Source organism: Actinomyces urogenitalis, from assembly GCF_002861525.1.
GTDB classification, from domain to species: Bacteria; Actinomycetota; Actinomycetes; order Actinomycetales; family Actinomycetaceae; genus Actinomyces; species Actinomyces urogenitalis.
In genome coordinates this window covers 283,752-308,573 of the sequence record NZ_PKHA01000001.1, presented here as the reverse complement: position 1 = coordinate 308,573, position 24,822 = coordinate 283,752, and the positions used below count along the sequence as shown (strand labels likewise).

Annotated in this window: 22 protein-coding genes, 1 tRNA gene and 1 pseudogene; 21 read left to right on the top strand and 3 right to left on the bottom strand. The window is 70.4% G+C overall.

The features are described from left to right. Nucleotides 1-19: 19 nt before the first annotated feature. The 9 genes from CYJ26_RS01320 (at nt 20) to CYJ26_RS01285 (ending at nt 9,917) form a co-directional block, all read left to right on the top strand. The gene (locus CYJ26_RS01320) at nt 20-1,141 is read left to right on the top strand and encodes a site-2 protease family protein (RefSeq protein WP_101637805.1); all 1,122 of its coding nucleotides are present in this window, start codon (nt 20-22) and stop codon (nt 1,139-1,141) included. A gap of 55 nt (nt 1,142-1,196) precedes the next feature. Beyond that, on the top strand, nt 1,197-1,325 hold the full coding sequence (locus CYJ26_RS11100; protein WP_276327957.1) for a hypothetical protein: 129 nt from the start codon (nt 1,197-1,199) through the stop codon (nt 1,323-1,325). Then, on the top strand, nt 1,326-2,423 hold the full coding sequence (locus tag CYJ26_RS01315) for an MFS transporter (RefSeq protein ID WP_244901985.1): 1,098 nt from the start codon (nt 1,326-1,328) through the stop codon (nt 2,421-2,423). 225 nt (nt 2,424-2,648) lie between these two features. Next, nucleotides 2,649-3,674 carry a tRNA (adenine-N1)-methyltransferase gene (locus CYJ26_RS01310; RefSeq protein WP_006549651.1) on the top strand — a complete coding sequence of 342 codons (1,026 nt, stop codon included), beginning with the start codon at nt 2,649-2,651 and terminating at the stop codon, nt 3,672-3,674. After that, nucleotides 3,658-5,343, top strand: coding sequence for a proteasome ATPase (gene arc / locus CYJ26_RS01305; RefSeq protein WP_101637804.1), 1,686 nt, complete (start codon nt 3,658-3,660; stop codon nt 5,341-5,343). Before CYJ26_RS01310 ends, arc begins: the two co-directional genes overlap by 17 nt. Beyond that, on the top strand, nt 5,340-7,085 hold the full coding sequence (locus CYJ26_RS01300; RefSeq protein WP_101637803.1) for a proteasome accessory factor PafA2 family protein: 1,746 nt from the start codon (nt 5,340-5,342) through the stop codon (nt 7,083-7,085). Before arc ends, CYJ26_RS01300 begins: the two co-directional genes overlap by 4 nt. Beyond that, entirely contained in the window at nt 7,082-7,264 is a 183-nt protein-coding gene (locus CYJ26_RS01295; RefSeq protein WP_006549655.1) for a ubiquitin-like protein Pup, read from the top strand. The genes CYJ26_RS01300 and CYJ26_RS01295 overlap by 4 nt, the downstream gene beginning before the upstream one ends. 1 nt (nt 7,265) lies before the next feature. Then, the gene (gene pafA, locus CYJ26_RS01290; protein WP_034237131.1) at nt 7,266-8,684 is read left to right on the top strand and encodes a Pup--protein ligase; all 1,419 of its coding nucleotides are present in this window, start codon (nt 7,266-7,268) and stop codon (nt 8,682-8,684) included. Between the two features lie 54 nt (nt 8,685-8,738). Beyond that, complete coding sequence (locus CYJ26_RS01285; RefSeq protein WP_101637802.1) at nt 8,739-9,917, top strand: FKBP-type peptidyl-prolyl cis-trans isomerase; 1,179 nt, start codon at nt 8,739-8,741, stop codon at nt 9,915-9,917. Here CYJ26_RS01285 and CYJ26_RS10920 read toward each other — a convergent pair. Next, complete coding sequence (locus tag CYJ26_RS10920) at nt 9,889-10,509, bottom strand: nucleoside/nucleotide kinase family protein (RefSeq protein ID WP_101637801.1); 621 nt, start codon at nt 10,507-10,509, stop codon at nt 9,889-9,891. The two genes, CYJ26_RS01285 and CYJ26_RS10920, sit on opposite strands and share 29 nt — an antisense overlap. Before the next feature lie 67 nt (nt 10,510-10,576). On the opposite strand from CYJ26_RS10920, the pseudogene hisF reads away from it, so the two are divergent. From hisF to pyk, 5 genes and pseudogenes are all read left to right on the top strand, one after another. Then, nucleotides 10,577-11,344, top strand: a pseudogene (gene hisF / locus CYJ26_RS01275) (imidazole glycerol phosphate synthase subunit HisF); the annotation flags it as partial. Then, nucleotides 11,345-11,737, top strand: a complete 393-nt coding sequence (hisI, locus tag CYJ26_RS10915; RefSeq protein ID WP_211205898.1) for a phosphoribosyl-AMP cyclohydrolase — start codon at nt 11,345-11,347, stop codon at nt 11,735-11,737. Nucleotides 11,738-11,846: 109 nt separating this feature from the next. Beyond that, the gene (locus tag CYJ26_RS01270; RefSeq protein ID WP_006549659.1) at nt 11,847-12,671 is read left to right on the top strand and encodes an indole-3-glycerol phosphate synthase TrpC; all 825 of its coding nucleotides are present in this window, start codon (nt 11,847-11,849) and stop codon (nt 12,669-12,671) included. Further along, complete coding sequence (lgt, locus tag CYJ26_RS01265) at nt 12,672-13,508, top strand: prolipoprotein diacylglyceryl transferase (protein ID WP_101637800.1); 837 nt, start codon at nt 12,672-12,674, stop codon at nt 13,506-13,508. Nucleotides 13,509-13,579: 71 nt separating this feature from the next. Next, entirely contained in the window at nt 13,580-15,010 is a 1,431-nt protein-coding gene (gene pyk, locus CYJ26_RS01260) for a pyruvate kinase (protein WP_024034728.1), read from the top strand. Between the two features lie 126 nt (nt 15,011-15,136). Here pyk and CYJ26_RS01255 read toward each other — a convergent pair. Continuing rightward, nucleotides 15,137-15,210 (bottom strand) — tRNA-Leu (locus CYJ26_RS01255). 63 nt (nt 15,211-15,273) lie between these two features. On the opposite strand from CYJ26_RS01255, the gene CYJ26_RS01250 reads away from it, so the two are divergent. After that, nucleotides 15,274-15,873 (top strand): ANTAR domain-containing response regulator, encoded by a 600-nt coding sequence (locus tag CYJ26_RS01250; protein ID WP_006549662.1) that lies wholly within the window; start codon nt 15,274-15,276, stop codon nt 15,871-15,873. A gap of 35 nt (nt 15,874-15,908) precedes the next feature. Here CYJ26_RS01250 and CYJ26_RS01245 read toward each other — a convergent pair whose 3' ends face one another. Then, on the bottom strand, nt 15,909-16,349 hold the full coding sequence (locus CYJ26_RS01245; protein WP_101637799.1) for a PaaI family thioesterase: 441 nt from the start codon (nt 16,347-16,349) through the stop codon (nt 15,909-15,911). Between the two features lie 17 nt (nt 16,350-16,366). On the opposite strand from CYJ26_RS01245, the gene polA reads away from it, so the two are divergent. From polA to CYJ26_RS01215, 6 genes are all read left to right on the top strand, one after another. Continuing rightward, nucleotides 16,367-19,156, top strand: a complete 2,790-nt coding sequence (gene polA, locus CYJ26_RS01240) for a DNA polymerase I (protein ID WP_101637798.1) — start codon at nt 16,367-16,369, stop codon at nt 19,154-19,156. 256 nt (nt 19,157-19,412) lie between these two features. Next, a complete protein-coding gene (rpsA, locus tag CYJ26_RS01235; RefSeq protein ID WP_006549665.1) occupies nt 19,413-20,864 on the top strand; it encodes a 30S ribosomal protein S1 in 1,452 nt (483 codons plus the stop codon). Nucleotides 20,865-21,038: 174 nt separating this feature from the next. Further along, nucleotides 21,039-21,365, top strand: coding sequence for a DMT family transporter (locus CYJ26_RS01230; RefSeq protein ID WP_006549666.1), 327 nt, complete (start codon nt 21,039-21,041; stop codon nt 21,363-21,365). A gap of 33 nt (nt 21,366-21,398) precedes the next feature. Continuing rightward, on the top strand, nt 21,399-22,871 hold the full coding sequence (locus CYJ26_RS01225; RefSeq protein WP_101637797.1) for a M81 family metallopeptidase: 1,473 nt from the start codon (nt 21,399-21,401) through the stop codon (nt 22,869-22,871). A gap of 50 nt (nt 22,872-22,921) precedes the next feature. Then, entirely contained in the window at nt 22,922-24,163 is a 1,242-nt protein-coding gene (coaE, locus tag CYJ26_RS01220; protein ID WP_101637796.1) for a dephospho-CoA kinase, read from the top strand. 9 nt (nt 24,164-24,172) lie between these two features. Further along, nucleotides 24,173-24,805: a cation diffusion facilitator family transporter gene (locus CYJ26_RS01215; RefSeq protein ID WP_034237137.1), complete on the top strand. Its 633-nt coding sequence runs from the start codon at nt 24,173-24,175 to the stop codon at nt 24,803-24,805. The last annotated feature ends 17 nt before the right edge of the window (nt 24,806-24,822 follow it).

The following is a 24,822-nucleotide window of genomic DNA, read 5'->3' as shown; positions in this document are numbered from 1 at the left end:
TGAGATTAGGCTCTCCAGCATGTCTTCTACCTCGACCCGTGCCAGTGGACCGGGCCTGGTCCTGGGCCGCATCGGCGGAGCCCCCGTCGTCATCGCCCCGTCCTCGGTGCTGCTGGGGGCACTGATCGCGGCGACCTGGTTTCCTGCCGTGAATCGATCGATGAACGGCTACACGCTCCTGCAGGTGCTGGGCGTGGTGTTAGCGGCCGTGCTTGGTGTGGTAGTCAGCGTCTTCCTCCACGAGCTGGCCCACGGCCTGAGCGGTACGGCGCTGGGGCGCTGGCCCACTCGCTACGAGCTCTACCTGTGGGGCGGACGCACGAGCTTTCGCCCCCTCAGCGCCCAGGAAGGCTGGAGACCATGGAAGGACGTGGTGACCTCCCTGTCCGGCCCCGCCGTCAACCTGGCTTTGTGGTTGGTGGGACGGTGGCTGGAGACGAGCGTGTGGATGCCCTATCCGCTCTACATCCTCGTGTGGGCCCTGACCTGGGTCAACCTTGCCCTGGCAGTCTTCAACGTCCTGCCGGCGCTTCCGCTGGACGGTGGGCACGCGCTGGCGGCCCTCATCGAGCAGGTGACCGGCAAGGCCCGCACGGGCCAGCGCGTGGCGGCCTGGGGCGGGCTCCTCGTCGTGGCTGGCATCACCTGGATGTGGCTGCTTCGGCCCCTGCTGCTCCTGGGGCGGCGGCCAGACGGCTTCTCCCTGATCCTGGCCCTCATGGTGGCCTGGCCGTTGGCGCAGACCAGCTGGACCCTGCTCGGGCTCGGGCGTGGGTCGCACGCCCCGGCAGGGCTGGACCTGCGCACGCTGGCGCGAGCGGCGCGGGTCGTGCCCGCCACCGCTCCGCTGGCCCAGGTGCGCCAGGTGCTGGGGCAGGGCGTGGGCGTCGTCGTCGTTGTTGACGGTTCGCAGCTCCTGGGCACGATCGACGCTGTCGGGCTGGCCGAGCTCGGCGGGGTGGAGGAGTCCGTGGCACAGGCTGGCGCCGTGTGCACCGTGCTCCCGCCGGCGGCCGTGACCGGTGAGCTCACCGGTCCGGAGGCCGCCCAGGCGCTGGCCAGGGCCCGGCAGGTCTCGCGCTGGCTTCTGCTGGTCGAGGCCGGCTCACTACGTGGGGCGGTGCCCACGGGCGCGCGCTGAGCCGCGTGGCGTGCGGCACGCGGGAAGGTCGCGCCGCCGCAGGCACAATGGCGAGGTGACACCTGCCTCCTACCAGCCCTCGCCCTCCCGAGCGGCGATCCCCCTTGGCCTGGTCCTTGCCCTGGCTGTCCAGAACGCGGTCCCGCCCTTCGCCACGGACATGTACAGCCCTGCCTTCCCATAGGTGGCCAGAGACCTGTCCACGAGCGCGGGCAGCGTGGGGCTGACGCTGACGGTCTTCTTCATCGGCATGGCGCTGGGACAGGTGGCCGGCGGCGCGGTCTCGGACCAGCGCGGACGCCGGCTTCCCATGGTGGTGGGTGGCCTGGTGTGCGCCCTGGCTCCCAACATCGGCGTGCTCATGGCAGGACGGCTGCTGCAGGGGCTGGGCGGCGGCGCGGCCGCGGTCGTAGGTCACGCGGTGCTGGTGGACCTGGCCCACGGCAGTCAGCTGGCCTCGGTCATGTCCGTGCTCATGGCACTGGGCGCGCTGGCTCCCATGATCGCCCCGGTAGCCGGTGGGGCGGTGCTGTCGGTAGGTACCTGGCGCATGGTCTTCTGGTTCCTCGTGGGCTTCGGCCTGTTCATGACGATGATGGCCTTCTTCTTCGTCCCGGAGTCTCTGCCGCCCGAGCGCCGTCAGAGCGGGGGACTGCGCCGCCTGGCGCGTGGCGTCGGCGAGCTGGTGACCCACCGTGCTTACCTCGGCTACATGCTGACCTCAGCCTTCTCCGGCTTTGCGATGTTCGCCTACATCTCGTCCTCGTCCTTCGTCCTGCAGGAGATCAACGGGCTGAGCCCCATGACCTTCTCCGTCTTCTTCGCCTGCACTGCGGGCTCGCAGATGCTTCTGAGTGTGCTCAACGCCCGACTCGTGCGCCATGCCAGCCCCCGGCGCCTGATCGGGCTGAGACTGAGCATCTCGGCTCTTGGAGTAGCGGTGGTCACCCTGTCCGTGCTGGTGCTCGAGGTGGCCTTGGTGCCACTGTGCGTCGGGTTCCTGCTGGTCATGAGCGCCCAGGCCTTTGTCTTCGGCAACTCCTCGGCGATGGCGCTGGGAATGGTGCCGGGGCTGGCGGGCGTGGCCAGCGCCTTCCTCGGCGTGGCCCAGGCCGTGGCCAACGGCACCTCAGCCCCTCTGGCAAGCTCGGGCGGGGGCCAGAGCGCGGTCCCGATGGTCATCGTCATGCTGGTGGGGATCGTGGGGGCCTGGACGGCCTACCTGGTGGTGGGCCGTGCCGGGCACGAGACTCACCACCTGCCCCAGCCGAGGCAGCGCTAAGGACGCAGGAAGAGGGCGGCCGCGGACCGCCACCGGGCGGCAGCCTGGGCGTCACTAGACTGTGCGGCGATGACTCACACTGACCCCAGCGCCCAGGGCGCTCACCCCCTGCCTGACTACGACCCCTCGCGCGACACCCCGGTGCCGGCGCCCGCGGCCGGCGCGGCACGCACGTCCGGGGCCGCTGGGCAACCCGGCCAGGCCGCCCCGAAGCTCCCGCCGCGGATGGAGACCCAGGAGGTCCTGGGCCAGGCGGGCCGGCGCGGTCCCTTCCACTACGGCGAGCGGGTGCAAGTCACTGACGTCAAGGGGGCCAAGCACACCTTCCAGCTGCATCCTCAGGGCTACTTCCAGTCCGGCCGCGGGTCCTTCCACCACCGTGACGTCGTGGGCCTGGACGAGGGCACGGTGCTGGTGACCGACTCTGGGCATGAGCTGCTCCTGCTGCGGCCCCTGCTGGCCGATTACGTTCTGTCCATGCCCCGCGGCGCCCAGGTGGTCTACGCCAAGGACTCCGGTCAGGTCGTCGCGCTGGGAGACATCTTCCCCGGTGCCCGTGTCCTGGAGGCGGGTGTGGGCTCCGGGGCACTGACGATGAACCTGCTCTCGGCAATCGGCGAGAGCGGCCACCTGCTGTCGGTCGAGCGCCGCCACGACTTCGCCCAGATCGCCGCCTCGAACGTCGACTCCTGGTTCGGGCGCCACCACCCGGCCTGGCAGCTGCGCTGCGGCGACCTGTCCGAGGTCACGGCAGCCCATGTGGCTGATGACTCGATCGACCGCGTCGTGCTCGACATGCTCGCCCCCTGGGAGAACGTGGCGGAGGTCGCGCGGGTGCTGGTGCCCGGGGGCGTCTTCCTGGCCTACGTGGCCACCACCACCCAGCTCTCACGCACGGTTGAGGCCCTGCGGCACTGCGGACTGTTCACCGAGCCGGAGTCCTGGGAGTCCATGGTGCGCACCTGGAACGTGGACGGGCTGTCCGTGCGCCCTGACCACACCATGGTCGCCCACACCGGGTTCCTGCTCACCGCCAGGCGCCTGGCGGCCGGCTCACGCCCGCTGACCCGCAAGCGGCCGCCGGCACGCGGCGCCTATGACGAGGGCGGCTACTGGCTTCCCGAGGACGTGAAGGAACGCACCTCCACCGACCGCAAGGTCCGCCGGGTCCTGCGCGACTGCCTGGCCAAGCAGCCGGCGGACTCCACGCCTGTGCTCAGCGACGAGGAGTGCGGTGGTGAGCGTGCCTGAGACCCCGGTCGTAGGTGAGAACCTGACGCCCTCGCCGTCCTTCGCCTCCCACCAGCTGCGCGAGGCGCGCGCCCAGGCCGTCAGCCTGGCGGAGAAGAACGAGCGGCTGGCTGCCGCCCTGTCCCACGCCCGTGACCAGATCGCCGAGCTCGGCGCTCAGCTGGACGTGGTCACCCTGCCTCCGGTGACGCTGGCGCTGCTGACCGGCGTGGAGCAGGACCCAGGTGGTCGCCGCAGCGAGGTTGAGGTCGCCATGGCAGGCAGGCCTATGCGCCTGGGCCTGCACCCGAGCCTGGATCCGCAGGACCTGACGGTCGGCCAGCTCGTGGCGGTCAGCGACCAGATGCTCGTCGTCGACGCCCTGGGGGCTCCCGACACCGGTGAGGCCGTCACGCTCGAGGAGGTCCTCGACTCCCACCGCGCGCTGGTGACCACGGGATCAGGTGCCACGCGGGTCCTGCGGCTGGCAGGCGGGCTGGATGCCGGCACGCTAACGCCGGGGGACACCCTGGCGGCTGATCTGCGTGCCGACGTGGCGACGGCGCTGATCGAACGCACCAGCGTCGAGGAGCTCGTCATCACCGAGACCCCGGACGTGTCCTGGCAGGACATCGGAGGCCTGGGGCCGCAGATCGAGGAGATCCGCGACGCCCTGGAGCTGCCCTTCGCCCATCCTGAGCTCTACCGCTCCTACCACCTGCGCGCGCCCAAGGGCCTGCTCCTGTACGGCCCACCAGGGTGCGGCAAGACCCTCATCGCCAAGGCCGTAGCCACCTCGCTGGCCTCCTCGGCAGGAGGGCAGGACGCTCCTGGCGGGGCCGGCAAGAGCGCGGCCTTCCTCAATATCAAGGGCCCTGAGCTGCTGAGCAAGTTCGTCGGGGAGACCGAGCGCCAGATCCGAGCGATCTTCGAGCAGGCCCGCAAGGTCGCCGCGGAGGACCGCCCCGTGGTCATCTTCTTCGATGAGATGGAGGCCCTGTTCCGCACCCGCGGCACGGGCGTGTCCTCGGACGTGGAGACCATGATCGTGCCGCAGGTCCTGGCCGAGATCGACGGCGTGGAGTCCCTGCGCAACGTCGTCATCATCGGTGCCTCCAACCGTGAGGACATGATCGACCCGGCGATCCTGCGGCCCGGGCGCCTGGACGTCAAGATCCGCATCGACCGTCCGGACCAGGCCGGTGCCCGTGAGATCCTGGCCAAGCACCTGCGCAGCGACCTGCCCCTGGACCCCGGGGAGCTTGCTGCGCACGACGGCGACCGGGAGGCCACGGCGGCCGCGATGCGCCAGGAGGTCGTCGCCGCCATCTACGCACGCACACAGGCCAACGCCGTGCTCGTGGTCACCTTCGCCTCGGGACGCCAAGAGACCCTGTACCTCGGCGACCTGGTCAGCGGTGCGATGCTCGCCGCCGTCGTCGCCCGGGCCAAGACCGCGGCGATCAAGGACGAGCTGGCCGGAGGACCCGGAGGGCTGTCGACGCCGCGCCTGCTGGCCGCGGTGGAGGCCGAGGCCCGTCAGAACGAGGAGATCACCGCAGCCACCAACCCCGAGGGGTGGGCGCGCGTGGTCGGCCACCGCGGCGAGACGATCCTGAGCGTCACGCGGCTGGGCGCTGCGCAGGACGAGGCCAGCGGGCCGTCGGGAGCCAAGGAGGCACACGCATGAGGACGCAGGATCCGGTGATCCGCCCGGTGGGTCTGGAGACGGAGTACGGCGTCCTCCAGCCGGGCAACCCCTACGCCAACCCGGTGGCCATGGCCTCCAACCTTGTGGCGGCCTACGGTGCCGTCTCCCGCCCAGGGTTGGAGGCCGACGGCGCCCCGGCGGCCGCGGTGCGGTGGGACTACGAGGGGGAGGACCCCCTGGCTGACCTGCGCGGGGGTCGCCTGGAGCGCGCCGCCGCCCACCCCTCCATGCTCACCGACGACCCTGGGCACCTGGCCCCTTCGGGCCAGGACGACCCGCAGGCCGAGCACGCCGAGGACCTGCCGCCAGCGCCCTGGGGCAACCGGCCCAGGCCCAGTGCGGCCGAGGAGGCCCTGCCTCGGGCGACCACGACTGTGCTGGCCAACGGCGCGCGGCTCTATGTCGACCACGCCCACCCCGAGTACTCCTCGCCGGAGGTCCTCACCCCCCATGACGCCGTCGTGTGGGACAGGGCAGGCGAGGTCGTGGCCCGGGAGGCGATGGCGGCCCTGGCAGCCGGAGCCGGCGGCGTGGTGGCTGACGAGGTGGTGCTGTACAAGAACAACGTCGACGGCAAGGGTGCGGCCTATGGCTCCCACGAGAACTACCTCGTGGACCGGGCCCTGCCCTTCGACACCCTGGCCGGCGCGCTCATCCCCTTCCTCGTCACCCGCCCGGTCTTCGCCGGCGCCGGAAGGGTGGGGCTGGGCCAGCGCTCCCAGCGTGCGGGCTTCCAGATGAGCCAGCGAGCGGACTACGTCGAGAACGACATCGGCCTGCAGACAACCTTTAACCGCCCCATCGTCAACACACGTGACGAGCCGCACGCAGACTCCAGCCGCTGGCGCCGTCTCCACGTGATCAACGGCGACGCCAACCGCTTCGACACCCCGATCTACCTCAAGGTCGCCAGCACCAGCCTGCTGCTGTGGTACCTGGAGCGCGCGCACGAGCGCGGCGAGGGCCTGGGACAGATCGAGGCACTGGTGCTGACGGCGGACCCGGTGGAGGAGCACTGGGCGACCTCCCGCGACGTCACCCTGCGCCACCGCCTGGCCACCGCGGGCGGTCCACGCACGGCCCTGGAGATCCAGCGTGGCTACCTGGCCGCGATTCGCCAGGCCCTGGTTGCTGACGGCTTGGACGGTGAGCACGCCCCCGCCACTGCGAGCGCGGTGGCGCTGTGGGACGAGGTGCTCACAGCGCTGGAGGACTACGCCAATGCGCTGGGTAGCGAGGGCGAGGGCGAGGCGACCACGCGGGCGGCCCGGGACGTGGAGTGGGTGGCCAAGCTCCAGCTGTGCCAGGGCCTGCGCCGTCGCTCGGGCTCGGGCTGGGACGACCCACGGCTGGCTGCCCTGGACATTCAGTGGGCGGACCTGCGCGCGGGTGCGGGTCTGGCCGAGCGTGTGGTAGCCGCCGGCCGTGCCCGGCGCCTGGCTAGCCCTGAGGAGGTGGAGGCCGCAGCCTGGAACGCGCCCGACGGCACTCGCGCAGCCGTGCGCGGCGCGGCCGTGGCCCAGGTCCCGCAGGTGGTGGGAGCGTCCTGGACCAGCCTGGTTCTGGACCTGCCTGGCCGCCAGGAGCTGGCACGCCTCAGCCTGCCCGGCGACGTCGTCATGGCCCCCGCACAGGCTCGCGAGCTGATCGAGCTGTTGCGGGCCACGGTCTCGGACTCGATTGGGAGGCTTGACGCATCGGAGGGACAATCACGCCCATGAGCGAGAGCCAGCAGATCCGACCCACCGGTGGCAACGACGAGGACCTGACCGAGGCGGCCGGCTCGTCCGGGCAGACTCAGGTCAGCGGCGTCGACGACATCCTGGATGAGATCGACTCCGTCCTGGAGACCAACGCCGCTGCCTTCGTCCAGGGATTCGTCCAGAAGGGCGGACAGTGAGGTGAGCGCGCCGGCCAGGCGTGTCATCGGCGTCGAGACGGAGTACGGCATCACCTGTGCCTCCAGCGCGGGCGGCCCACCGCCCCTGGACGCCGACCACGCTGCACGGCTCCTCTTTGAGCCGGTCGTGGCCCGGGGACGGTCCTCGAACGTCTTTACCCGGGGCGGCGCGCGCCTCTACCTCGACGTCGGCTCCCACCCGGAGTTCGCGACCGCCGAGTGCGACCGTCTGGAGGACCTGCTGGCCCAGGACCGCGCCGGGGAGCTGACGATGGCGGACCTGGCCGAGCAGGCCAACGCCCGTCTGGCCCAGCAGGGGGTTCCCGGACGCATCCACCTGCTGAAGAACAACCTGGACGCCGAGGGCACCGGCTTCGGCTGCCACGAGAACTACCTCGTGCGCCGTCGTGGGGACTTCTGGAATGACGCCCGCACGCTGGTGCCCTACCTGGTCACGCGCCAGATCCTCGTGGGCGCCGGGCACGTGATGACCGGGCCCCAGGGCGAGGCGGTCTTCGTCTTCTCCCAGCGCGCCGACCAGATGGAGGACGCGGTCTCCTCGGCGACCACGCGTTCACGTCCGCTCATCAACACCCGTGACGAGCCGCATGCCGACGCCGAGCGGTACCGGCGCATGCACGTCATCGTTGGTGACTCCAACATTGCCCAGGGCTCGACCCTGCTCAAGGTCGGTGCCATGGACCTGCTCCTGGACTACCTGGAGGAGGGCGGGGACCTCAGCGACCTCCAGCTGGCCCGTCCCATGCGTGACATCCGTACCGTCTGCCACGACCTTGGCGGGAGCACGCCCCTGGAGCTGGCGGACGGGCGCACGATCACCGCTGTCGACCTGCAGGCCGAGCACCTTCGGCGGGTCGTCTCGCACACCGCGCACATGGACCTCAGCCCTCTCCAGCGTGAGGTCCTGGACCTGTGGGAGCGCGGCGTGGAGGCGGTGCGTGCGGGGCGGCCGCAGGACGTGGCAACCGAGCTGGACTGGGCGGCGAAGTACCAGCTGCTCACCCGCTACGCCGAGCGCGCGGGCACGGGCCTGGACGATCCCCGCGTGGCACGCCTGGCTCTTGCCTACCACGACGTCACGACGGCGGGCCTGCGCGCTCGCCTGGAGGCTAGCGGCCTGCTGCGTCGGTGGGTGGGGGAGGAGGCCTGCCGCCAGGCGGTCACGGTCCCTCCGGCCACGACCCGGGCCCACCTGCGTGGCACCGCGATCGGCCGTGCCCAGGACCTGCGCCGGGACCTGACGGCGGACTGGGTGGGTCTCAAGCTGGACGACGGCCGGACCCCGGCGATCGCCCTGCGCGACCCCTTCGCCTGCCGTGACGAGCGCGTGGACGCTCTCCTGGCCGCGATGGAGGAAGGTGCCCAGGGCTGGGACCACACGCTGGCCCAGGGCGTGTGAGCGTTGCTGTGGGGAGCCTGTGACGCTGGTGGCGTCTGACATACTGGACCGACCATGACACCTGAGGATGACACGCAGCCGATGACCCGCCGGTGCCGACGCGAGCTCGAGCGCGCGCGCGAGGCGGCACGCTCAGGCCAGGTCAGCCAGGCCAGCGCGAGCGAGCCAGCCGCGGTGACCGGTGCGCAGCGTGCCATCGGCGCGACGCTGGGGCGGCCACGTCCTCGGGGACGGGCGGCCGTGGCCCTGGCCGTCGTGGCTGCCCTGGCCGTCGTCGTCGTGCCCCTGGTCCTCTTCCTCGGCGGGGCCGGCCCCTCCTCCTCACCTGCGGCCACCGCCGTGCCTGCCGTCACGGTGAGCGGCGACGCGCCGCTGGAGGAGGTCATGGAGGTCGCCGGCCGGACAGGAGCGGTTCCGGTGGTCTCGCTCAAGGGGCACCTCAGCGCCCCCAGCCGGGTCCTCACCGACGTGCTGGTCGAGGGCAGTGGCCGTCAGGTGGCCTCGGGGGATGGCATCCTGCTGTCGGTAGCCACCTTCTCGGGCTCCAACGGCACGAACACCACAGGTACCCAGTCAGGCACGCGGCTGTACCGAGGACTGGCTGACGAGCAGTCACTGGGCCAGGCCCTGGCCCAGGCCGTCACGGGCGCCCGCGAGGGCTCGCGCCTGGTCCTGCGGGCCCCGGTTGACACGGAGCAGGGTACGCACGCCGAGATCACGGTGGTCGACGTCCTGCCGACCACCGCCAGTGGTACCCCGGTGGAGACCGTACCGGCCGACGTCCCGCAGGCCACGCTGGGCCAGGACGGCTCGATGACGGTTGACCTGGCTGGCCAGGCGGCGCCCACGCACGGTTCGACGACCGTCCTGGTCCAGGGGCAGGGTCAGCAGGTGCGCAGCACCGACCGCCTCATTGCGCGCTACACGGTGGTCTCCTGGGCTGACGGCTCGGTGACCTCGAGCAGCTACGGATGGACGACGCCGCCCGGCGTGCTCGATATGACCGATACCCTGTCCGGGCTCGCTCAGCGCCTGGCGGACGTGCAGGTCGGCTCACGCGTCGTGGTCTGCCTGCCTGCCGACCAGGCCAGGGGAGACGCGGCGATCGCGGTCGTGGTGGACCTGCTAGCGATCGCCGATGACTCCTCACTCGCCGCCTCGCAGGCGCCGGCCTCGGCTGGGCCGAGCGAGGGCGTCGTCCACGTCACTCCCTCCGTGCCGCCGAGCCGGTAGGGCCGGTCAGGACGACGGCGGGGCCCCACCTGAGCCGGTCAGCCTGCCAGACCCGGGCGACCTGACGCTCCTGGGCCTCCCAGGCCGCCACGTCCCAGCTGTAGGGGTCGCGGGCGGCCACGCGGGCGTGACGCAGGTGGGCGGGAGCCTGGAGGAGGACCCGGATGACCGTGAGACCAGGCAGGTCCTGGGCGGCGGCCGCCAGGGCGCCGCAGCCCTCCAGGACGAGGGCGCTGGCCGCAGGCAGGACCACCTCGCGCACGGGGCCTGGTGCCATCGCCTCCCAGTCCCAGCTCCTGGCCCGGGCACGGCCCGAGGCCGCCAGCTCGCGCAGGGCCTGGGCCGCCAGGTCCACGCCCTGGGCCAGCCCGTCCCAGCCAGGGACGAGGTCCTCGACCGCGAGCACGCCGGTGCGCCAACCCCGCCGCGTCAGCTCGGTGGTCAGGCTCGCGGCGAGCGTCGACTTGCCCGAGCCGGTCATCCCGTCGACGACCAGCACGACGCGTGGGCCCTCGGCCGGGCCGAGACCGTCACGGCTGCGCAGGTCCGGCAGGAGGGTGGCCAGGTCACGAGGCAGCGCTGGGGCGGACACCCCAGCAGGCTACCGCGCTCCTCGCGTAGGCTGGCGGTCGTTGCCCACCCAGCTGTCAGGAGTGCCCATGAGTGTTGCCGTCCGTGTCATCCCCTGCCTGGACGTCAAGAACGGACGAGTCGTCAAGGGCGTCAACTTCCAGGGACTGCGCGATGCCGGTGACCCGGTGGAGCTGGCCCGTCGCTACGACCAGCAGGGCGCCGACGAGATCACCTTCCTTGACGTCTCGGCCTCCTCGGAGGGCCGGGCCACGATGCTTGACGTCGTGTCCGCCACGGCCGAGCAGGTCTTCGTGCCCCTGACCGTGGGAGGTGGGGTGCGCAGCGTCGAGGACGTCGACACCCTCCTGCGCGCGGGCGCGGACAAGGTCGGCATCAACACTGCGGCGATCGCGCGCCCGGAGCTGCTCAGCGAGGTCGCCGAACGCTTTGGCAACCAGGTCGTGGTCCTGTCCGTAGACGCACGGCGCTGCCCACCAGGGGTGAGCACGGCGTCGGGCTACGAGGTGACGACCCACGGCGGCACCCGCTCGACGGGGATCGACGCCGTGGAGTGGGCACGGCGGGCGGCCGAGCTGGGAGCGGGGGAGATCCTGCTCAACTCCATGGACGCCGACGGCGTGACCGCAGGCTTCGACCTGGCCATGCTCGACGACGTGCGCGCCCAGGTCACGGTGCCGCTGATCGCCTCGGGAGGGGCGGGACGGGCTCAGGACTTCGCCGCTGCGGCGGACCACGGGGCCGACGCCGTCCTGGCGGCCAGCGTCTTCCACTACGGCACGCTCACGATCAGCCAGGCCAAGCAGGCGCTGCGCAAGGCCGGCCACCCCGTGCGCCTGGCCACGCCCGCGCACCCTGAGCTTGACCCCGCCGTCGCCGCGCGGCTCAAGCGCGACGCCGCAGGGCTGGTGGCCGCCATCATCCAGGAGGCTGAGACCGGGCAGGTCCTCATGCTGGGGTGGATGAATGACGAGGCCCTGCGCCGCACCCTGACTGAAGGGCGGGTCACCTTCTGGTCGCGCAGCCGGCAGGAGTACTGGCGCAAGGGGGACACCTCCGGCCACGCCCAGTACGTGCGCTCGGTGGCCCTCGACTGTGACGGGGACGCGCTGCTCGTCCAGGTCGACCAGGTCGGGGCAGCCTGCCACACCGGTGCCCGCTCCTGCTTCGAGGCCGGGGGAGACCTGGGCGCCGTCGTCGGGCACCGTGACGAGCCGCGCGAGGTGTGAGCGGCGGCACGGCGGATTTGCCTCAGCCCTCCCCACCGAGGACGATGGCCACACACTGTGGCGGTGCCAGCACACCAGCTGGCGTCCCTGACCGGACAGGAGGTGAGTGATGATCGCGTTCGAGGAGCTCATCGAGGCGGCACGTCACGCCGTGGCGCGCCGCGAGCAGGAGCGTGCCCTGGAGAGCCTGCGTGAGATGGTGCGCACCGCTCCCGCCTCCAAGGACGCCCTGGCCGCGCTGCGTGCCGAGGGCCGGGCGGTCTCCGTCATCGCCGAGGTCAAGCGCGCCACCGCCACCTTCGCCGACCTCAGCGGCGTGGGTGACGTCGCCGTGCTGGCTCGCTTCTACGAGGCGGGAGGGGCCGCGTGCGTCTCGGTGGTCACCGAGCCGGTCTACTCCAACGGGGACCTGCGCGACCTGGACGCTGTGCGCGGGGCCGTGGACGTGCCGGTCCTAGTCAATGACCTCATCGTCACCCCCTATCAGGTCCATGAGGCGCGTGCTCACGGTGCGGACCTGCTCAAGCTGGACGCCCGGCTGGACCCCCTCATCCTGGAGTCCCTCATCGAGCGCACCGCCTCGCTGGGCATGCTCGCCGTCGTCGAGGCCCATTCCAGGCGCGAGGCCATCACCGCGGTGGAGAACGGGGCGCGTTGCGTGGCCGTGGACGCCCGGGACCCTGACACCCTCGAGGTCGACCCGAGCAGGTTCGAGCAGGTGGCCGAGGTGCTGCCTACTTCCGTGCTGCGCGTGGCTGAGGGCGGGGTCAGCGGCGCCCGCGACGTCATGGACTACGCCCGCGCCGGTGCGGACGTGGTGCTCGTGGGCGAGGCCCTCATCCGCTCGGCCGACCCGCAGCAGTTCGTGGCCCAGCTGGTCGCCGCCGGCTCCCACCCCTCCTTGTTGACCGCCATCCATCGAGAGGCTCTGTGAGTGCTACCTGTTTCGATCCCCAGCCCGTCCCAGAGCGTGTGGTACCTCGGTCCTTTTCCCCTGCGCGCCTACGCCTTGTGCATCCTGACCGGCGTCTTCATCGCCGTGTGGTGGACCGGGCGGCGCTACCAGCGCCTGGGCGGGCACCCCGACACCACCTTGGACGTGGCGATGATCAGCGTGCCGGTGGGCATCGTGGGAGCCAGGATCTACCACGTCATCACCTCACCTGACGCCTACTTCGGCCCCCGCGGGAACCTCGCGCTGATCCCCCAGATCTGGCATGGCGGGCTGGGGATCTGGGGCGGTATCGCCGCCGGGGTCGCCTCGGGTGCGTGGCTGCTGCACCATCGTGGGCTGCGACTGTCCCCTTTCGCTGACGCCGTCGCGCCGACTCTGCTGGTGGCCCAGGCAGTAGGGCGGCTAGGCAACTGGTTCAACCAGGAGCTCTTCGGCGGTCCGACCACGCTGCCCTGGGGCCTGCAGATCGACGACGCCCACCTGCCAGCGGGCTACGCCTCGGGGACGCTGTTCCACCCGACCTTCCTGTACGAGGCGCTGTGGAACCTGGCCGGGGCCGCCTTCCTGGTGTGGCTGGGGCGCCGGCTGCGCCAGCGCCGGGGGGCCACGGGTGGGCGTCTGGTCTGGGCCTACCTCATGGTCTACACCGCAGGACGGGTGTGGATTGAGTACCTGCGAGTGGACGAGGCCCAGGTCATTGCGGGACTGCGCCTGAACGTGTGGACCTCTGTGCTCGTCTTCGTGGCGGGACTGGTCGGCTACGTCCTCGTCTCACGACGTCACCTCGATGACGCGATCGATACCGCAGCCCCGTGACGATGGTCCCAAGCCGGTGGAACCACCGTGGCGGTGGGCTATCGCCGGCAAACTCACGTAGGATGTGAGCCATGCGTAGAGCCAAGATCGTATGCACCCTCGGACCAGCGACAGACTCTCCGGAGCAGGTGCAGGCGCTCGTCGACGCAGGCATGAACGTGGCCCGTATCAACCGTTCCCACGGTCGGGCCGAGGACCAGGAGGAGGTCATCGCGCGGGTGCGTGCCGCGGCTGAGGCCTCCGGCCGTCCCGTCGCCGTCCTCGTCGACCTGCAGGGACCGAAGATCCGGCTGGGGACCTTCGTCAATGACCAGAAGGTCATGCTGAACAAGGGTGACGAGTTCACCATCACCACCGAGGACGTGCTGGGCACCGTCAAGCGCGCCTCGACCACCTTCAAGGGACTGCCCGGGGACTGCCGTCCTGGCGACCGACTGCTCATCGATGACGGCAACGTCGCGGTGCGGGTCGTGGCCGTCACGGACACGGACGTCGTCACCAAGGTCGAGGTTCCCGGTTACGTCTCCAACCACAAGGGGCTCAACCTGCCCGGCGTGGCGGTCTCCGTGCCGGCGCTGAGCGAGAAGGACCGTGAGGACCTGCGCTGGGGCCTGCGGATCGGGGCCGACCTCATCGCCCTGTCCTTCGTGCGCAGCGCGGAGGACATCAAGGACGTCCACCAGATCATGGACGAGGAGGGGATCCACGTTCCCGTCATCGCCAAGATCGAGAAGCCGCAGGCGGTGGAGAACCTCTTCGATATCGTCTCAGCCTTCGACGGCATCATGGTGGCCCGTGGTGACCTGGGCGTGGAGATGCCGCTGGAGGCCGTGCCGCTGGTGCAGAAGCGCGCTATCGAGCTGGCTCGTCGCCAGGCCAAGCCGGTCATCGTCGCCACCCAGGTGCTGGAGTCGATGATCCAGAACCCCCGGCCCACGCGTGCTGAGGCCTCGGACTGCGCCAACGCCATTCTCGACGGCGCAGACGCCGTCATGCTCTCCGGCGAGACCTCCGTGGGGGCCTACCCGATCGAGGCGGTGCGGACCATGGCCCGCATCATCGAGAACGTCGAGGAGAACGGCGGCGAGCGCATCGCGCCGCTGGGTTCCTACCCCCAGACCCGTGGTGGCGCGATGACCCGCGCGGCCGCGGACATGGGAGAGCAGCTGGACGCCACCTACCTGGTGACCTTCACCCAGTCCGGTGACACAGCGCGCCGTCTGTCCCGGCTGCGCTCGCCCATCCCGCTGCTGGCCTTCACGCCGCTGCGCACGACTCGCAACCAGCTGGCGGTGTCCTGGGGCGTGACCACCTACGAGGTTCCCTCGGTGCATCACACCGATGAGATGGTGGCGCAGGTGGACGAGCTGCTGCAGGCCAAGCACCTGGCCAGCCCCGGTGACGAGGTCATCATCGTGGCCGGTATGCCGCCGGGCACGCCGGGCTCGACCAACTCCATCCGTGTCCACACGGTAGGCGAGACGGTCGACTACATGGCCTGATCGGCCTGACCGCTGACGGGCCGCCAGGCCTGCCAAAACGTCAACGGGTGCGGCCGAGTGAAGAGACCTGTTCTTTCACTCGGCCGCACCCGTACACGTGGGGCCAGGGGCGCGGAGCACAATCAGTACCTCCGGTGGGACTCGAACCCACAACGCTCCGATTTTGAGTCGGATGCCTCTACCAATTGGGCTACGGAGGCGCCAGCGCTGCCAGACACGACACCATCGCGCGACAACGACGGTGACCATACTACAATCACCGCGTGACTACTGAGCCCAGCACCAAACGTCGTGTCCTTGTCGCCGAGGACGAGACCCTGATCCGCCTTGACATCGTCGAGACCCTGACGGAAGCCGGCTACGAGGTCGTAGCCGAGGCTGCCGACGGCGAGCAGGCCGTTGCCCTGGCAGACGAGTTCGAGCCGGACCTGTGCGTCATGGACGTCAAGATGCCCGTGATGGACGGCATCACGGCTGCCGAGAAGATTCTGGACAACCACTCCGTCGCCGTCGTCATGCTCACGGCCTTCTCCCAGACCGAGCTGGTCGAGCGTGCCAGCGCGGCCGGCGCCATGGCCTATGTGGTCAAGCCCTTCACCCCGGCTGACCTCGTTCCCGCCCTGGAGATCGCGGCCTCGCGTCACGAGGAGATCCAGTCTCTGGAAAACGAGATCAGCGACCTGCAGGAGCGTTTCGAGACGCGCAAGCGCGTGGACCGCGCCAAGGGCCTGCTCATGGAGAAGATGGGGCTGAGCGAGCCGGAGGCCTTCCGGTGGCTGCAGAAGACCTCGATGAACCGTCGCCTGACCATGCGTGAGGTGGCCGACGCCGTCATCGAGCAGGTCGGCGCCGCCAAGGAGTAGCCAGGCCGGTCCGGCCGCCAGTCTCAGGCGGGTGCCTAACCGACCGAGGTAAACAGGCTGCGCAAGGTGCCGCGCGCGGCCAGGCGGCCGGCGTCGTCGCTCACCGTGACCTCGTAGACCGCCGTACGCCGTCCGATGTGGACGGGGGTAGCCACGGCGGTGACGAGACCGTGACGTACCGGACGCAGGTGGCTGACCTGGAGCTCAGCCCCCACCGGGACCGTGCCCTGGGGAGCGGCCTGACGAGCGGCCACCGAGGCCGCGGTCTCGATCAGGGCCGCACTGGCCCCGCCGTGGAGGATGCCGATCACCTGGAGCGCGCCGTCCACCGGCATCCTGACCACCGTGCGCTCAGCGCTGCGCTCAGTGACCTCCATGGCCAGGGTGGACATGAGGGTCCCGCGCTCGGCCTGCTCAAGGCTGGGCGAGTCCAGCGGGGTCGAGGCGGGCGGGCGTGCAGACTCGGTCGGGCTCATACCCGTAGGCTGGCACGGTGAGCACCACCTCGACTACTCCTGACCAGCCCGGTACTGACCACGCGCCTGCTACGAGTGGGCGGCTGCTGCTCATTGACGGGCACTCGATGGCCTTCCGTGCCTTCTTCGCCCTGCCGGTGGACTCCTTCACGACCTCGACCGGCCAGGCGACCAACGCGGTGCACGGCTTTACCTCCATGTTCCTGTCACTGATCGAGCAGGAGGCCCCCACCCACGTCGCCGTGGCCTTCGACCTGCCTGGTGGGACCTTCCGCACGCAGGAGTACGCCGAGTACAAGGGCACGCGTGAGCAGACCCCCCAGCCGTTTATCGGGCAGATCGAGCTCATTGAGGAGGTCCTGGCCGCCCTCGGGGTGCGGTCGGTGACGGCGCCTGGATTCGAGGCCGACGACATCCTGGCCACCCTGGCCGCCCAGGCCCAGGACGAAGACATGGAGGTCCTCATCTGCTCTGGCGACCGTGACTCCTTCCAGACGGTCACGCAGCGCTGCACGGTGCTCTACCCGATCAAGGGAGTCTCGACCCTGCGCCGGATGACGCCGCAGGAGGTGACCGAGCGTTATGGTGTCCCGCCCGAGCGCTACCCGCACCTGGCAGCCCTGGTGGGCGAGACGAGTGACAACCTGCCGGGCGTGCCCGGGGTCGGGCCCAAGACCGCGGCCAAGTGGATCAACCTGTATGACGGCCTGGAGGGCGTCATCGCCCACGCTGAACAGATCAAGGGCAAGGCCGGGCAGAATCTGCGCGACCACCTCGACGACGTCATCCGCAACCGCCGTCTCAACCGGCTGCGCACTGACCTGGACCTGGGGATCGACCCTGTCGCGGACCTGCGGATGCCGCTGGCCGACCGCAGCGCCGTGGCTCGGGTCATGGAGAGCCTGGAGTTCCGTACGCTCCACCAGCGTGCGCTGCGTGTGCTCAGCTTCTCCGACACCGCCGATCACGCTGAGGAGGTCACCGGTGAGGGCTCCCCGCGGCAGGTGCTGGAGGACCTGGAGGTCTTCACGCTCGGCCGGGAGGTCGCCCCGGGGCAGGTTGAGGGCTGGATCCACCGTCACCTGGGTGACGCAGGCGTGACCATCGGTGTCGACGTCGTGGGCACCCTGGCACCAGGGCGCGGGGACGCCCAGGTGGTGGCGGTCTCCGACGGCGCACGGTCGCTGGTAGTGGACATGACCCTCCTCCTGACCCAGGACGAGGAGGCGCTTGACCAGCTGCTGTCCGATCCTGATCACCCCAAGGTGGTGGCCGACGCCAAGGGGAGCTGGCACGCGCTGCGGGGCCGCGGCATCGGTCTGGACGGCGTGGTGGCCGACCCCGCCCTGGCTGCCTACCTGTGCCGCCCGGAGCAGCGTAGCTACGACGTCGCCACGCTGGCTGAGCGTTGGCTCGGCCTGGACCTGGAGTCCCTGGCCCAGGCCGAGCCGCAGACGGCCTTCGACCTGGAGTCACTGGCCGACGGAACGCCTCCGAGGACCCTGCTGGCCTCGGCGCGCCGCGCGGCCTGCCTGCTGCCGCTCCAGGAGGTCCTTGGCGAGCAGATGGCCCAGCGCGGGGCGGTCACGCTCTACACCGAGCTCGAGATGCCCGTGGCGGCCTGCCTGGCGCAGATGGAGGACGCCGGTATCGCCGTGGACGACTCGGTGCTGGCGGCACGCGAGGTGGAGCTGGACGCCCGGGTCACGCACGCCGCCGAGGCCGCTTTCGCCGCCGCCGGCCACGAGCTCAACCTCTCCAGCCCCAAGCAGCTCCAGGCGGTCATCTTCGACGAGCTGAAGATGCCCAAGACTCGCCGGACCAAGCGGGGCTACACCACTGACGCCGAGGCACTGGCCGCCTTGTACGCCAAGACCGGGCACCCTTTCCTGGAGCATCTGCTGGAGCACCGCGACGCCATCAAGCTGCGTCAGACCGTGGAGGGCCTGCGCAAGGCGGTGCTTGCCGACGGACGCATCCACACCACCTTCCAGCAGACCGTGGCTGCCACGGGGCGGCTGTCCTCCACCGATCCCAACCTGCAGAACATCCCTGCTCGTACCGAGGAGGGGATGCGGATCCGCGAGGCCTTCACGGTGGGCCAGGGGCAGGAGTGCCTGCTGACGGCGGACTACTCCCAGATCGAGATGCGCATCATGGCGCATCTGTCCGGCGACCAGGCGCTGATCGACGCCTTCCGCTCGGGGGAGGACCTGCACCGTTACGTAGCCGCGATGGTGCACGGGATCGACGTCGCTGACGTCACCGCCGAGCAGCGCAGCCACGTCAAGGCCATGAGCTACGGCCTGGCCTACGGACTGTCCACCTACGGACTGGCTCGCCAGCTGGGGATCGACAACGCGGAGGCCTCGGCGCTGCGCGACGCCTACTTCGCCCGTTTCGGCGCGGTGCATGACTACCTGGAGTCCGTGGTTGCTCAGGCCCGCCGTGACGGGTGGACCCAGACCATGTTCGGACGCCGACGCTACCTGCCTGACCTCACCAGTGACAACCGCCAGCGCCGTGAGATGGCTGAGAGGGCGGCACTCAACGCCCCGATCCAGGGCAGCGCGGCCGATATCGTCAAGAAGGCGATGATCGACGTCGCCGACGCCCTGGCCGAGTCCGCGCTGGCCTCGCGTGTGCTGCTCCAGATCCATGACGAGCTCCTCCTGGAGATCGCCCCGGGTGAGGCCGAGGCGGTCGAGGAGCTGGTACGCGCACGGATGTCCGGTGCGGCACAGCTGTCCGTGCCGCTGGACGTGTCCGTGGGGCGCGGAGCGACCTGGCGGGCCGCTGCTCACTGAGCGCGGCAGGCCGATGTCTGCATGGCGACGGCGTACAGCTGCCAAACGTGAGCGATTCCACGTGGTCTGCACGCAGTTGGGGGAGGGTCCCAGGGGGTGCATCCTGGGAGCGTCCTGGTAGAGTCACGCGGGTGCGCCCCAGGGCCTCTGTCAGAGGACCAACCGCACCGTGGGCCAGTCCGGGCTGGTTCGCGCAAGGGGGACGCATGGTTTCTGCTGACCCGACCCACCAGTCCGTATTCGGAGCACCTACTCAATGACCACAACCACGCCCAGCCCCGCCCCGGTCGCCGTCAACGACATCGGCTCGACCGAGGAGATCCTCGCCGCCGTCGACGAGACCATGAAGTACTTCGATGACGGCGACATCGTCGAGGGCACTGTCGTCAAGGTCGACCGCGACGAGGTCCTCCTTGACATCGGCTACAAGACCGAGGGCGTCATCCTCGCTCGTGAGCTGTCCATCAAGCACGACGTCGACCCCGACGAGATCGTCTCCGTCGGGGACGAGATCGAGGCTCTTGTCCTTCAGAAGGAGGACAAGGAAGGCCGCCTGCTCCTGAGCAAGAAGCGCGCTCAGTACGAGCGCGCCTGGGGCACGATCGAGCGCGTCAAGGAGGAGGACGGCGTCGTCACCGGCACCGTCATCGAGGTCGTCAAGGGCGGCCTCATCCTCGACATCGGCCTGCGCGGCTTCCTGCCCGCCTCGCTGGTGGAGATGCGTCGTGTCCGCGACCTGCAGCCCTACGTCGGCCGCGAGCTCGAGGCCAAGATCATCGAGCTGGACAAGAACCGCAACAACGTGGTCCTGTCCCGCCGCGCCTGGCTGGAGCAGACCCAGTCCGAGGTTCGCACCAACTTCCTCCAGACCCTGCAGAAGGGTCAGGTCCGCACTGGTGTGGTCTCCTCGATCGTCAACTTCGGTGCCTTCGTGGACCTGGGCGGCGTCGACGGTCTCGTCCACGTCTCCGAGCTGTCCTGGAAGCACATCGACCACCCCTCCGAGGTCGTCGAGGTCGGTCAGGAGGTCACCGTCGAGGTCCTCGACGTCGACTTCGACCGCGAGCGTGTCTCCCTGTCGCTCAAGGCGACCCAGGAGGACCCGTGGCAGGCCTTCGCCCGCACCCACGCCATCGGCCAGGTCGTGCCCGGCAAGGTCACCAAGCTCGTTCCTTTCGGTGCCTTCGTGCGCGTGGAGGACGGCATCGAGGGTCTGGTCCACATCTCCGAGCTGGCCCAGCGCCACGTCGAGGTGCCCGAGCAGGTCGTCAAGGTCGGCGAGGAGGTCTTCGTCAAGGTCATCGACATCGACCTGGAGCGTCGCCGCATCTCCCTGTCGCTCAAGCAGGCCAACGAGGGCGTCGACCCCAACTCCGAGGACTTCGACCCCTCGCTGTACGGTATGGCTGCCGAGTACGACGAGAACGGCAACTACAAGTACCCCGAGGGCTTCGACCCGGAGACCAACGAGTGGCTCGAGGGTTACGACGCCCAGCGCGAGGCCTGGGAGGCCGAGTACGCGGCTGCCCACGCTCGCTGGGAGGCCCACAAGGCTCAGGTCGCCAAGGCTCTGGAGGAGGAGACCGAGGCTGGCGAGACCGCCGCTGCTGGCTCCGCCTCCTACTCCTCGGCTCCGGCCGAGTCCACCGGCACCCTGGCCTCCGACGAGGCCCTGGCTGCCCTGCGCGAGAAGCTGACCGGCAACTGAGCCCGGTAGCTGACCACGCCGCCTGAGCGGCCCGGCATATCGCCTGAGATCTGGCCCCGTCCACTGCCAAGTGGACGGGGCCAGATCTCAGGCTACGGTCGTGCCCGCGCCGGGACGACCCGGCGACGCGGACGCACACGGGGACGGCCCCAGCACTATCGAGAGGGGCCGGTCATGTCCTGGATCGTCCTCATTGCCTCCGGCATCTTCGAAGCGGTCTGGGCGACTGCCATGAGTCGCTCGGAGGGCTTCACGAAGCTTCTTCCCACGCTGGTCTTTGCCGTGAGCTGCCTGGTGTCCATGGGCGGCCTGGCCTATGCGCTGCGTGAGATCCCGGTGGGCACCGGCTACGCCGTGTGGACGGCGATCGGGGCGGCAACCACCATCACCTGGGCCATGGTCACCGGCGCTGAGTCGACGTCGGTGGTCAAGGTGCTGCTTCTGGCCGGCCTCATGGCTTGCGTCATCGGTCTTAAACTCGTCTCCGACGCTGAGCACTAGGAAGGTGCTCGCGGCACCGAGCGAGGAGACCACATGGGGCACAGTCGCCCACGCATCGCGATCTGCGGACTGCACATTGAGTCCTCTACCTTTACCCCCTACACCTCGGGAGAGAAGGACTTCGTGGTGCGGCGAGGCCAGCAGCTCCTTGAGCGTTACAGCTGGAAGGACGAGCCGTGGGCGCAGGCAGTGGACTGGGTGCCTGTGCTGCACGCCGGGGCACTGCCCGGGGGCGTGGTCGAGCGCAGGGCCTATGAGGCCTGGCGCGAGGAGATCGAGCAGGGCCTGCGCCAGGCCCACCAGAGCGAGCCCCTGGACGGCGTCTTCTTCGACATCCACGGCGCGGCGAGCGTGGAGGGCGAGGACGACGCCGAGGGCGACCTGGTCACGGCGGTGCGCCGCGCCGTGGGCCCAGGGCCGATGATCTCAGCATCCATGGACCTGCACGGCAACGTTTCCGACACGCTCTTTGACGGCTGCGACCTCATGACCTGCTACCGCATGGCACCCCACGAGGACGCCCGTGAATCAGTGCGCCGGGCGGCCTACAACCTCGTGGCCCGCCTGCGGGACGGCTCTGGTAAGCCTGTCAAGGCCCTGGTGCACGTGCCGGTGCTGCTGCCGGGGGAGAAGACCTCGACCCGCATCGAACCGGCACGCTCGCTCTATGCGCGTGTTCCCGACGTCGAAGCACGTCCCGGCGTCACGGACGCCGCCATCTGGATCGGCTTCGCCTGGGCCGATCAGCCGCGCTGCCAGGGCGCCGTCGTCGTCTACGGCGATGACCGGCAGGCGGTGGCCGACGGCGCGTGCGAGCTCGCAGAGGCCTTCTGGCAGGTGCGCGACGACTTCGACTTTGTTGCTCCGGTGGACAGCCTGGAAGGCTGCCTTGAGTGGGCGCTGACGGCTCGGCGCCCTACCTTCATCTCTGACTCGGGGGACAATCCCGGTGCGGGCGGGGCCGATGACGTCACGGTTGCGCTGGCGGGGCTGCTGGCCTGGGAGCCGGTACGCACCGGCAGCCTGGAGGTCATCCATGCCTCGATCGTGGATCCGGTCGCGGCCGAGGCCTGCTGGCAGGCGGGGGCTGGCGGCGAGGTCAGCGTCGAGCTCGGTGGTCACATCGACACCCGTGAGCCCGGGCCGGTGCCGGTGACGGGCACGGTGACGGCCCTGTGCGACGACCCGATGGGCGGGCGCACGGCCGCCCTGCGCAGTGGCGGTCTCACGGTTATCGTCACCAGCCGGCGCAACCAGTACGCCGAGCATGAGCAGTACGCACGCCTGGGCCTGGACGTACGCCGAGCCGACGTCGTCGTGGTCAAGATCGGCTACCTGGAGCCGGACCTGTACGAGGCGCAGCGTGACTGGAAGATGGCGCTGACTCCAGGCGGAGTCGACCAGGACCTCATCCGGCTCGGACACCGCCACATCGAGCGTCCCATGGTGCCCTTCGACACGGACCTGGGCGAGGCCGGCCCCCACCTGCGGCTCGTCGTGCCCTGACGCGGGCGTCGCGTCGCGCCGGGGCCGCGTGAGGTCGTTAGGCTCGCCCCATGCATCAGGTCAGTGCCCTCATCACGGGATTCGAGCCCTTCGCCGGCGGCAGCGACAACGCCTCCTGGGAGGCAGTACGCGCGCTGCCGGAGGAGCTGACGCTGGCAGGAGGGGCGGTGAGGTTGCGTCGTGAGCTCCTCCCGGTCACTTTCGCCGGGGCCGCGGCACGGGTGCGCGAGCTCATCGCCTCTGGGCGACCGGACGTCGTCGTGCACGTGGGCCTGGACGCCAGCGCAAAGGCGATCAAGCTGGAGACCACCGCCTACAACGAGGCCACGGCCTCCATCCCGGACAACTCCGGCGCCCAGCCCGACCACGCCGAGGTGGTCCCTGCTGGTCCGAGGCGGCGTCACTCCACCTGGGCGGCCCACGCCCTGGCCGGCCGTCTGTCCGCCACCGGCCTGCCGGTGACCACCTCTGACGACGCCGGGCGCTACGTGTGCAACACGACCCTCTACACCGCGCTGGACGCCGTCGAGGAGGACCCCACCCGTCCGACCGGCTTCGTCCACGTACCGCTGGCCACGACTATTGGGACCCCGATCGTGACCAGGACCCTGGCTGCGCTGCTGGTCGAGCTGGCCGACCAGGTCCGCCGTCACCACGCGCACATCCAAGGCATGAGCCGCCTGAGCGTCCCGCGTCCCAGCCGGCCGCTGCGTGTAGGCCTGACCGGAGGCATCGGCTCGGGAAAGTCGACCGTGGCCGGGATGCTCGCGGCACGCGGCGCGCTCGTCGTGGACGCCGATGCCCTCGCACGCGCCGTCGTCGAGCCGGGCACCCCCGCCCTGGAGGAGATCAAGCAGGCCTTTGGCCAGGGCGTCATCGCCGCGGACGGCGGCCTGGACCGCGCCGCTCTGGCAGCGGTGGTCTTTGACGACGACGAGGCCCGGGCCCGGTTGGAGGCCATGACTCTGCCTCGCGTGGCCGCCGCCGCGGCTGAGCAGATGGAGGCGGCAGGACCGGGCCGCGTCGCCGTCTACGACGTCCCCCTGCTGGCTGAGGGCGGCATGGCGGACCTCTTCGACGCCGTCATCGTGGTCAGGGCGCCACGCGAGCTGCGGCTGGCGCGTCTGGAGGCACGCGGCCTGGCACGCGCGGACGCTGAGGCTCGGATGTCCCAGCAGGCCAGTGACGGCGAGCGCGAGGCTCTGGCCGATCTCGTCATTGACAACGACGGCGCTGTGGAGCAGCTGGAGGAGCAGGTGGCAGGTGTGTGGCAGGCCCTGGAACGCGGCTAGGCTGGGGCGGTGCCTGACACTGACCACGACGAAGACCTGACCAGCTCGAGCCTGGACCGACGCGGCAGGCGCGTGGTCGGGCTCGTGGTCGGACTCAATCTCGTCGGCCTGCTCACGGAGGTGGCTGTCGCCGCGGCCATCGGCTCGGCCTCGCTGCTGGCGGACGCCGCCGACTTCCTGGAGGACGTCCTCATCAACGCCCTCGTGCTCGCAGCGCTGGGCTGGTCACTCGCCGGCCGGCGCAGGGCCAGCACCTGGCTGGCAGGTCTCATCCTCCTGCCGGCTCTGGCCGCCCTGGCCACGGCCGCTTGGAAGGTGGTCACGGGTGCTGCTCCCGACGGCGGGGCGCTGAGCTGGACGGCCCTGCTGGCCCTGGTCCTCAACGCCGCGAGCGCCCTGGCCCTCATCAGCCTGCGAGGCCGTGGGGGAGCGCTGGTACGCGGAGCCTGGCTCGCGGCCCGCAACGACGTCCTCGCCAACCTGCTCATGGTGGCTGCGGGGATCCTGACCCTCGCCCACCCGAGCGTGTGGCCGGACGTCGTCGTCGGCTCCTTCATGGCCGTGGTCAACCTGCGCGCCGCCCGAGAGGTGCTGGAGCAGGCGCGTGCCGAGGACCCGGCACTGGAGGTGGACGAGGACTAAGGCTCTAGGCTGTGCCC

Coding starts and splice junctions, on each gene's coding strand:
- CYJ26_RS01320 (WP_101637805.1), top strand. CDS start 20: ATGTCTTCTACCTCGACCCGTGCCAGTGGACCGGGCCTGGTCCTGGGC.
- CYJ26_RS01310 (WP_006549651.1), top strand. CDS start 2,649: ATGGAGACCCAGGAGGTCCTGGGCCAGGCGGGCCGGCGCGGTCCCTTC.
- CYJ26_RS01300 (WP_101637803.1), top strand. CDS start 5,340: ATGAGGACGCAGGATCCGGTGATCCGCCCGGTGGGTCTGGAGACGGAG.
- CYJ26_RS01295 (WP_006549655.1), top strand. CDS start 7,082: ATGAGCGAGAGCCAGCAGATCCGACCCACCGGTGGCAACGACGAGGAC.
- CYJ26_RS01285 (WP_101637802.1), top strand. CDS start 8,739: ATGACACCTGAGGATGACACGCAGCCGATGACCCGCCGGTGCCGACGC.
- CYJ26_RS01270 (WP_006549659.1), top strand. CDS start 11,847: ATGATCGCGTTCGAGGAGCTCATCGAGGCGGCACGTCACGCCGTGGCG.
- pyk (WP_024034728.1), top strand. CDS start 13,580: ATGCGTAGAGCCAAGATCGTATGCACCCTCGGACCAGCGACAGACTCT.
- CYJ26_RS01245 (WP_101637799.1), bottom strand. CDS start 16,349: ATGAGCCCGACCGAGTCTGCACGCCCGCCCGCCTCGACCCCGCTGGAC.
- rpsA (WP_006549665.1), top strand. CDS start 19,413: ATGACCACAACCACGCCCAGCCCCGCCCCGGTCGCCGTCAACGACATC.
- CYJ26_RS01230 (WP_006549666.1), top strand. CDS start 21,039: ATGTCCTGGATCGTCCTCATTGCCTCCGGCATCTTCGAAGCGGTCTGG.
- CYJ26_RS01225 (WP_101637797.1), top strand. CDS start 21,399: ATGGGGCACAGTCGCCCACGCATCGCGATCTGCGGACTGCACATTGAG.
- coaE (WP_101637796.1), top strand. CDS start 22,922: ATGCATCAGGTCAGTGCCCTCATCACGGGATTCGAGCCCTTCGCCGGC.